Annotated in this window: 8 protein-coding genes; 6 read left to right on the top strand and 2 right to left on the bottom strand. The window is 70.8% G+C overall.

Annotated elements, in window-relative coordinates; genetic code table 11:
* Both IFT89_RS18790 and IFT89_RS18795 read right to left on the bottom strand, forming a co-directional pair.
* Positions 1-1412 (bottom strand): alanine--tRNA ligase-related protein (locus IFT89_RS18790; protein ID WP_244650857.1); only part of this gene is annotated, 1412 nt, incomplete at its 3' end.
* Positions 1413-1470: 58 nt separating this feature from the next.
* Positions 1471-2616, bottom strand: a complete 1146-nt coding sequence (locus tag IFT89_RS18795; protein ID WP_307783550.1) for an alpha/beta hydrolase — start codon at positions 2614-2616, stop codon at positions 1471-1473.
* Positions 2617-2877: 261 nt separating this feature from the next.
* Between IFT89_RS18795 and IFT89_RS18800 the strand changes: the two genes are divergently transcribed.
* From IFT89_RS18800 to IFT89_RS18825, 6 genes are all read left to right on the top strand, one after another.
* Positions 2878-3798: a phosphate/phosphite/phosphonate ABC transporter substrate-binding protein gene (locus tag IFT89_RS18800; protein ID WP_202939719.1), complete on the top strand. Its 921-nt coding sequence runs from the start codon at positions 2878-2880 to the stop codon at positions 3796-3798.
* Positions 3799-3936: 138 nt separating this feature from the next.
* On the top strand, positions 3937-4932 hold the full coding sequence (phnC, locus tag IFT89_RS18805) for a phosphonate ABC transporter ATP-binding protein (RefSeq protein ID WP_086474635.1): 996 nt from the start codon (positions 3937-3939) through the stop codon (positions 4930-4932).
* Positions 4932-6689 (top strand): phosphonate ABC transporter, permease protein PhnE, encoded by a 1758-nt coding sequence (phnE, locus tag IFT89_RS18810; RefSeq protein ID WP_202939720.1) that lies wholly within the window; start codon positions 4932-4934, stop codon positions 6687-6689. The genes phnC and phnE overlap by 1 nt, the downstream gene beginning before the upstream one ends.
* Entirely contained in the window at positions 6686-7948 is a 1263-nt protein-coding gene (locus IFT89_RS18815) for a TIGR03364 family FAD-dependent oxidoreductase (protein WP_307783551.1), read from the top strand. Before phnE ends, IFT89_RS18815 begins: the two co-directional genes overlap by 4 nt.
* Positions 7945-8745, top strand: a complete 801-nt coding sequence (locus tag IFT89_RS18820; protein ID WP_307783552.1) for an HAD family hydrolase — start codon at positions 7945-7947, stop codon at positions 8743-8745. The genes IFT89_RS18815 and IFT89_RS18820 overlap by 4 nt, the downstream gene beginning before the upstream one ends.
* Before the next feature lie 19 nt (positions 8746-8764).
* Positions 8765-9269: alcohol dehydrogenase catalytic domain-containing protein (locus tag IFT89_RS18825; RefSeq protein ID WP_202939721.1), on the top strand; the 505-nt coding region annotated here is incomplete at its 3' end.

The following is a 9269-nucleotide window of genomic DNA, read 5'->3' on the forward strand; positions in this document are numbered from 1 at the left end:
GGGAGGCCGGCGGCGCCGAGGTGCGTCGCCCCGCGGGACCGCGCACGCTGCTCCGCGAGCGCGGCGGCGAACTCCGCCTCCCAGCCGGAAGCGACCTCGATGCCGAGGCGCCCGGCCTCCTCGATGGTCAGCTCCTTCGGGAAGCCGTTCGTATCCGACAGTCGGAACACGTCGTGTCCCGTCATGACCCGCCCGGCGTACCCCTGGACCATCTGGAGGCCTGCGCCCAGCGTGCGTCGGAACGACTGCTCCTCCTTGACGAGGACGGCGACGACCTCGTCGCGGGCGGCGGCCACCTCCGGGTAGTCGTCGGCGTACAGTCCGGCGATGACGGGCACGATCTCGCCGAAGAAGTTCTCGTGGAGGTCGAGCGAGAGCGCCAGCCGGATCGCGCGTCGGAGCAGACGCCGCATGACGTAGCCCTGCTCCTTGTTCGACGGACGCACGCCGTCCACTGCCAGGAAGGTCGCACCCCGCAGGTGGTCGGCGATGATGCGCATCGCGGCGGTCTCGTCCTCGTAGCGTTTCCCGGTGAGCTCCTGGAGCCGCTCGACGATGGGCCACAGGAGCGAGATGCGGAAGACGTCGTCGGAGTCGATCGACGCGGCGGCGATGCGTTCGAGGCCGCCGCCGAAGTCCACGTTGCGCCGAGCGAGTTCCTCGAACGAGCCGTCCTCGCGTCGGCGGTACTGCATGAAGACCTGGTTGCCGATCTCCATGAACCGTCCGCCGTCGCTCGCGGGATGCGCGAGGCCGTAGGACGGATCCTGGTACTCGGGGCCGAAGTCGTAGAACACCTCGCTGTCGGGGCCGCACGGGTCGCCGATCGGGGTGCCCTCGAGTGACCCGCCGCGGGACCACCAGTTCTCGCCGCCGTCGTAGAAGAAGATCCGCTCTCCGGGCCGCACCCCGCGGGCGTCACCATCGGCCTGTGAGCCGATCTCCGCGATCCCGTTGGAGACCCCGCGTTCGGCGAACACGGACGCCCAGATCGACGCGGCCTCGTCGTCGCGCGGGATGCCGTTCGCGGGATCGCCGATGAAGCAGGTGACGGAGATCCGCTCCGGATCCAGCCCGACGATGTCGACCAGGAAGGTGAAGAACTGCCGGATCTGCGTCTCCTTGAAGTAGTCGCCGAGCGACCAGTTGCCGAGCATCTCGAAGAAGGTGGTGTGCCGGTTGTCGCCGACCTCCTCGATGTCCTGGGCCCGGACGCACGGCTGGCTGTCGGTCAGCCGCCGTCCGTCGGGGTGATCCTCACCGAGGAGGTACGGCAGGAGCGCCTGCATCCCGCTGCCGTTGAACAGGGTGCTCGTGTCGCCGCGCGGGACGAGCGGTGCCCGCGTGATCAGCGCGTGGCCGTTCCGCTCGAGGAAGTCGAGGTAGGCGTTCCGGATCTCGTGGGCGTCCATGCCGACACGATTCCAGCTTTCCGGCCCGAGGGGAAGCCGGTGGGCGCGGCGACCCGACTCAGTCCGCGTCGTGGAGTGATCGCAGGGCGGTCACGACGTCGTCGTGCCAGCGGCGGGCCGCGGGGAGCACGCCGCCGAAGATGGGGGTGTCGTGCGTCGCGCCCAGGTACATCGTCCCGCTCGCGTCGACGCCGTCGGCCCGGAGGGCGGCGAGGTAGGCCGCGCCGTCACCGCGGAGCGGGTCGTACTCGGCCGTGAGGATCACGGCGCGGGGGAGGTCCGCGTGCGATCGGGCGAGGAGGGGCGATGCGTGCGGCTCCTTCGCCTGACGTCGATCGAGGAGGTAGGTCTTCGCGACGGAACGCAGCTCCTTGATCGCGAAGATCCTCGGGATGCCCATCTCCCGCACGGGACGGAGGTCGATGTGGCCGCCGGTCAGGTCCGTGACCGGCACCTCGAGCAGCTGGAGTCGGATGGGCAGCCGGCCGCGTTCACGATTCACGAGCGTGAGCGCCGCCGCGATGCTGCCGCCGGCGGACACCCCGGCGACGGCGATCCGCCGCGCGTCGATGCCGAGCGTCGCGGCCTCGGCGAACAGCCACTCGAGCGAGGCGTGGGCCTGCTCCAGCTGCGTCGGGTACCGGTGCTCGGGAGCGAGCGCGTAGTCGACGGCGGCGATGACCACGCCGGCGTCGGCCGCCCGACGACGGAACCCCGCGTCGGTCGTCGGGTAGTCGATCCCGCCGATGCGGAACGCCCCACCGAAGAAGGACAGGACCGCGGGCACCGCCTGGTCTCCGTCGGTCGTGGGCGGGTGGTAGAGCCGGATCCGGACGTCGGGGAAGCCGGCGACCGGGATCGTGTGCTCCTCGATGCGCAGCTCCGGGCCCGGGACGCCGACGGTCGCGAGCTCCTTCTTGTCCCAGTTCCGCGCGGCCTTGCGGTGCTGTGCGCGTGTCTTCTTGCGGCGGGGAGCGGCGGTGGTGGCCTTCGCCGTCGGGCTCGAGGGCTTCGTCTTCGGTCCGGCGGCCCTCGGAGAGGTCGCCTTCGGGTCGGCCGCGGGAGCGGGCTTCGGGCGCGCGACGGTGGTCGTCTTCGGCCGCAGGAAGAAGGCCTTCGCCTGCTCGAGTGCGGTCGAGATGAGGTAGGCGCGGTGCGTCCGCGCTCGTTCGACGAAGATCGGGTCGAGGGGCAAACGACTCACCTGCTCTGCTGCTCGGATGGGCGGATTCCAGCAGTCTAGGCGGCTCGGTGGACGACGGCCGTGGCTTGCCTGATCGATCCTTCCGCGGGGCTTCACCTCCTGTTCACCGGGAAGCCCGGCCCTGTTCGGGCGCCGCTCGTAGCGTGATCACACGTACGGCACACAGCAGTGCCCGCGTCGGTCACTCGCGGTTCCGATCCACCGGAGCCACGCGCGGAGCGGGCGGGTGCATCGGTCCTTCTGAAAGGTACGTCCCAGCACATGAAGCTCTCCCTCACCCGCGTCGCTGCGCTCGGCGCCGCCGCCCTCCTCTCGATCGGCCTGGCCGCCTGTGCGAGCGCCACCGCCAGCGACACCGGTTCCGCCGCGGCCGGGACCTTCGCGGTCGACGATCAGACCCTCGTCTTCGGCGTCGTCCCCGACTCGGTCGACACGCAGACCAACTACCAGCCGCTCATGGACTACATCGCCAAGGAGACCGGCAAGAAGGTCGAGTACCACGAGTCGACCGACTACGCAGCGCTCATCGAGGCGGCCGTGGCCGGGAAGATCGACGTCGCCTCCTTCTCCGGCTTCACCTACGTGACCGCGCTCAACAACGGGGCCAAGATCACGCCGATCTCGTCGATCATCACCGACAAGGGGCAGGAGCCGGGCTACTACTCCGAGGCGATCGTCCCGAAGGACTCGTCGATCACGAAGATCGAGGAGTTCAAGGGCAAGAAGGTCTGCTTCGTCGACCCGTCCTCCACCTCCGGCTACCTCTTCCCCAGCTACAACCTGCTCGAGGCGGGGATCGACCCCGAGAAGGACATCACCCCGGTCTTCGCCGGCAAGCACGACGTCTCGGTGACGAAGACCGCCGAGGGCGTCGAGTGCGAGGCGGGCTTCGCCGAGGACTCCGAGGTCGAGAAGAACGACGGCGTGAAGGTCATCGCCCGCACCATGGTCCCCGGTGCGCCGATCGTCGAGTCCGACTCGCTGCCCACCGACGTGAAGGAGAAGCTCGAGAAGGCCCTGTCCGAGGTCACGATCGACCAGATCATCGACTCCGGCGTGAAGAGCGCCGACAGCGACGCCTTCCGCGCGACCTTCTACGGCACCTCGCCGGTCGACGACGCGTACTACGACACCATCCGCGACATCTGCAAGAAGACCAACGCCAAGCAGTGCCAGGCCTGACCTGAGCGCCAGTCCCGCCCTTCGACAAGCGGTTCCTGAGCTTGTCGAAGGGCAGTGACCGGTGCTCCGGTATCCGCTCACCGAGCCTGTCGAGGCGCGACATCCGCACCACCACCAACCTCACGAGAGGCAGCAGCCATGAGCGTCACCGAGCAGCAGGCGCGTCACACCGCATCCGACCAAGCGGAACCGCTCGTGCGTCTCCGCGGGGTCACGAAGCGCTTCGACCGGACGGTCGCCCTGCAGCGCGTCGACCTCGACATCCGTCGCGGTGAGATCGTCGTCCTGCTCGGTCTGTCGGGCTCCGGCAAATCGACGCTCCTCCGTCACCTGGACGGTCTCGAGCGGCCCACCGCCGGGTCGGTCTCGGTCCTCGGCGACGAGGTGCCGGCCCTCGGACAGCGCGCCCTACGCCGGCTCCGCGCCCGCGTCGGGTTCGTCTTCCAGCAGTTCGAGCTGGTCCCGTCGCTCACCGTCCTCGAGAACGTCCTGACCGGTTCGCTGGCGGGCGTCCGCGGGCCGCGTCTCGGCATCCTCGGCTACGGCCGCACCCTGAAGTTGAAGGCGCTCGGTCACCTCGACCGCGTCGGGCTCCTCGAGCGTGCGTACCAGCGCGCCGACACCCTCTCCGGCGGACAGCAGCAGCGCGTCGCCATCGCCAGAGCGCTCATGCAGGACCCCGAGATCCTCCTCGCCGACGAGCCCGTCGCCTCCCTCGACCCGGAGTCGAGTGAGCAGGTGATGGCCCTCATCCGCGAGATCGCGATCGACCGCGGACTCACCGTCGTGTGCAGCCTGCACCAGGTCGACCTCGCGCTCTCCTGGGGCGACCGCATCGTCGGCCTCCGCCACGGCGAGGTGGTCCTCGACACCACGACCGACGGCCTGTCGAAGACCGAGGTGATGGAGATCTACGGCCGGGTCGCGACGAGCACCCGTGAGCTGCAGGCGATCGCGGTTGAGTTGGAGACCGATGAGCTGCTCGGCGACCCCGACGACGACCTCCGCGGCCTACTCGGCGTCGAGGAGCGCGTGGGCGAGGACGAACTGCCCGACGACCCGGAGTGGGAGTTCGACGCCGACGTCGACGGCCGCGAGCCCGACGAGCTCCGTCGACCCGGCAGGACCCGCTGATGGTCGTCACCGCGCCCGCGAAGACGGCACCGCCCGCCGGCCGCCCGCCAGGACTCTCCGGACCCGTCCCGGTCGGTCGGCTCCGCCCGCAGACGATCGCCGCCGTGCTCACGCTCGTCGCGCTGCTCGCGTTCTCGGTCTACTCGCTCCTCGAGGTCGGGATCTCGATCCCGAACATGGTGGCGAGCTGGGGCAACGCGGTCAACTTCTTCAACCGGGTGGGCACGATCACGTTCCCGCCGCCCGGGGAACTGCTGTCGCTCACCGCCCTGACCCTCGGGATCGTCATCTCCGGCACCGTCCTCGCTGCGGTGCTGTCGATCCCGGTCGCGTACCTCGCAGCCGCCAACACGACCCCAGGACCGGCGTGGCGCGCGGTCGGTCGGTTCGTCGGCGTGCTCAGCCGTGCCGTGCCGGACGTCGTCATCGCGATGATCCTCGTGCTCATGTTCTCGCTCGGCTCGCTGCCCGGCATCATCGCGATCGGGCTGCACTCCGTCGGCATGATCTCGAAGCTCTTCGCTGACGCGATCGAGCAGGTCGACGAGGGGCCGCGACTCGCGATCCGGGCGGCCGGCGGCTCGAAGCTGCAGGAGTTCACCTCGGGTGTCCTGCCGCAGGTCCTGCCGTCCTGGGTGGCAACGGTCCTCCACCGCGGCGACATCAACCTGCGCGGTTCGGTCCTGCTCGGCTACGTCGGCGTCCTCGGCCTCGGCCGTGAACTGTCGCTCGCGTTCAAATCGCTCGACTACTCGCTCGGCATCGGACTCGCGATCGTCATCTTCGCGCTGTGCGTCGTCATGGAGATCGTGTCGAGCACCGTGCGGACCGTGATGCTCGGGGTGCAGCCGACCGGACGCGGACTCGGTGACCGCGTCGTGCGTCGGGTGGCCGCGGGCCGGGGGGCACGTCGCGTGGCGAGCGGGAGCAGCCGGACGGCCGCCACTCCGAGCGCCGAATCCCGGATCGCCGCTGCAGCGAAGCGCCCCTGGACGCCGGCCCGCGTCCGCGACACCGTCGGTGCCTGGCTCGCCGTGGCGGTCGTGGTCTGGGGCGTCGTCGTGTCCGACATCCAATGGGGCGACCTCGTGACGTTCTGGGCGAAGGCCCCCGACGTCCTCGTCCGACTCTGGCCGCCGTCGTTCGGCATGCGCACGACGGAGCAGATGGTCGAGGCGATGTTCGAGACCGTCGCAATCGCCTTCGCGGCGACCCTCATCGCCCTCGTCTGCTCGATCGTCATCGGGTCCCTCGCCGCTCGGAACGTCGCCCCGAACCGCGGTGTCCGCACCGGCGCCCGGTTCGCGCTCGTCGGCATCCGCGGCATCCCGGAGCTCATCCTCGCGATCCTCCTCATCGTCGTCACCGGGCTCGGTGCCCAGGCGGGGACGCTCGCGCTCGGCATCTGCGGGATCGGCCTCCTCGGCAAGCTCATCGCGGACTCCTTCGAGGAGGTCGCGCCCGGACCGGAACGCGCGCTGACCGCCGTCGGTGCGACGCGACCGCAGGTCTACGCCGCCGCGACGCTCCCGCAGGGTGCCCGCGCACTGGTCGGGCACACCTTCTACACGCTCGACACGAACATCCGCGCCGCGACCATGCTCGGCATCGTCGGCGGAGGCGGCATCGGCTACTACCTGATCCAGGCGGACCAGGGCGGGAACTACGACCAGGTCACGGCCATCGTGCTGATGATCCTCGCGGTCGTCCTCGTCGTCGAGGGCATCGCCATGTGGATGCGGAGGGTGTTCTCGTGAACGGACGACGGATGAGCGGCGGGGTGTCGGCGGCGCGGGTCGGCCTCGGTGTCGGCTCGCTCGGTGCCTCGGCTGATCGCGCGGACGTCGTGATCGTCGGAGCCGGCATCGTCGGGCTGTCGGCGGCGCTCGCCGCCGTGGACGCCGGTGCCGAGGTCGTGGTCGTCGAACGCTCGGCCGAAGCCCAGGGTGCGTCGGTCCGCAACTTCGGCCATCTGGCCGCGACGCCGCAGGCCGGGCTCGCAGCTCGCCTCGCCGCGCGTTCGGCCGAGATCTGGCAGCGACTCGAGCAGGACGCGCGATTGTGGGTCCGGCGCTCGGGCACGCACGTGGTCGCCCGGCACCTCGACGAGTTGCGCGTCCTCGAGGACTTCGCGGCGTCCCGTGCCCAGGCGGGAGCCGCGGCCGACGTCCGCCTGTACGACGCGGCCGAGTTCCTGCAGCAGGTGCCGGTCAGCGCCGCCGACGTGGTGGGCGGCGCCTGGCTGCCACGCGACCTCCAGGTGAACCCGCGTCAGGCCCTGGGCGCCGTCACGGCGTACCTGGAACGCCGCGGTGTCGAGTTCCGACGCCGGACGACCGTGACGGGACTGCGCTCCGGCTTCGTCGACACCAGCCGCGGCGTCATCGCCGCAGGCCTCACCGTGGTCGCGGTGAACCACGACATCGACACCCTCCTCCCCGAGCTGGCCGAGCGGGCGGTCGTCCGTCGATGCGCGCTCGACATGGTCCGGGTGCGCGCCGAGCTGCCGAAGCCGATGCCGGCGCCACTCCTGACCGGATGGTCACTCCTGCGCTACGCGGGATTCGCCGACTCGCCCGCCATCCCGGCCCTCCGGGAGCGACTGCAGCAGGATCACCCCGGGCTCGCCTCGCTCGACGTCAACCTCATGGCGACCCAGTTGCCGGACGGCTCGATCATCCTCGGCGACACCCACAGCCGCGGCGAGGCGGTCTCCCCGTTCCAGTCCGAGCACGCCTTCGACGAACTCCTGCGGGCAGGAAACGCGCTGTTCGGGACGAGGCTCGACGTCCTCGAACGCTGGCAGGGCGTCTACGCCACCGCCCCGGAGGAGTTGCTCATCGACGAACCGACCCCGGGCGTCCGTGTGGTCGCCGCGACGACGGGCATCGGGATGACCACCGGACCCGCACTCGGCGAGCTGGCCGTCGCCGAGCACCTCGGCCCGACCTTCTCGCCGGCGCAGCCGACCAGCATCCGTGCCGCATCAGCCCACCTTCAGAAAGGCCTCTCGTGACCAGCATCGATCGACCCCAGCAGGACAGCACCGCGGCGCCCGACCTCAACGACGACGTGGAGACCGACCTCGACGACCTCGACGAGCTGGAGGACGGGTTCGACGACGCGCACGAGGACGACCTCCTGCTCGAACTGGTGGTCCTCGACCTCGCCGGGACGACGGTCTCGGACGACGGCGTCGTCGAGGACGCCTTCCGCGTCGCCGCCGAGACGATCGGCATCGACACCGAGGACGCGCTCGACGCGGCCATCGAGCTCGTCCGCGACACGATGGGCCAGTCGAAGCTCGACGTGTTCCTCATGCTGACCGACGGCGACGAGGCTCGAGCCGCTTCCGGCAACGCCGCCTTCGAAGCGGCCTACGAGCGACTCGTCGGCGAGGGGCGCGTCGAGGCGATCGCCGGAGCCGAGGACACGGTGCGGCGGCTCCGCGAGCTCGGCGTGGGCGTCGTGTTCACCACCGGGTTCGCCCCCGCCACGCGCGACGCGCTCCTCGCGAGCCTCGGGTGGTCCGAACTCGCCGACGACGCCCTGTCGCCCGCCGACGCCGGTCGGGGGCGTCCAGCGCCGGACCTGCCGCTGACGGCGCTCCTCCGGTTCGGTGCGAGCGCCGTCGACACCGTGGTCGTCGTCGGCGACACGGCCAGCGACATGCTGTCCGGGGTGAACGCCGGCGCCGGGCTCGTCGTCGGGGTGCTCACCGGAGCACACGACGAGGAGACGCTGCTCGAGGCGGGCGCCGACGAGATCATCACGAGCATCGCCGAGTTGCCCGCGCTGCTCGGTCTCGACTGAACGACCGACCGGGGGAACCATGCACACGACGCTCACCGCGCACGAGGGCAACGACGTCTTCATCAGACCGTCGCCGATCGCGATGGTCTGGCAGGGGCCGGGGCACCCGCACCAGGCGATGGCGGTGCCCGGGGTGACGCTCGGGCCGGGCGACGTCCTCGTCGAGGTGGAACTGGCGACCGTGTGCGGCTCCGACGTGCACACCGTCCTCGGGCACCGTGACGCCGCCACGCCGCTCGTCCTCGGGCACGAACAGGTGGGACGCGTCGTGGCGGTCGGGGGCCCCGTCACCGCGGTGGACGGCACGGTCCTCGTCGCGGGGATGCGGGTCGTGTGGTCGGTCGTCGTGAGCTGCGGCGTCTGCGACCGCTGCTCCGCCGGCCTGGAGCAGAAGTGCCGCCGGCTCGCGAAGTACGGGCACGACCGGGTCCACCGCGGCTGGGAGCTGAGCGGCGGATTCGCCACCCACGTCGAACTCCTCGAGGGCACCGCCATCGTGATCGTGGGGGAGACGCCGCCCGCCG

The organism is Plantibacter sp. CFBP 13570, assembly GCF_014841395.1.
GTDB classification, from domain to species: Bacteria; Actinomycetota; Actinomycetes; order Actinomycetales; family Microbacteriaceae; genus Plantibacter; species Plantibacter auratus.

Coding starts and splice junctions, on each gene's coding strand:
- IFT89_RS18800 (WP_202939719.1), top strand. CDS start 2,878: ATGAAGCTCTCCCTCACCCGCGTCGCTGCGCTCGGCGCCGCCGCCCTC.
- phnC (WP_086474635.1), top strand. CDS start 3,937: ATGAGCGTCACCGAGCAGCAGGCGCGTCACACCGCATCCGACCAAGCG.
- phnE (WP_202939720.1), top strand. CDS start 4,932: ATGGTCGTCACCGCGCCCGCGAAGACGGCACCGCCCGCCGGCCGCCCG.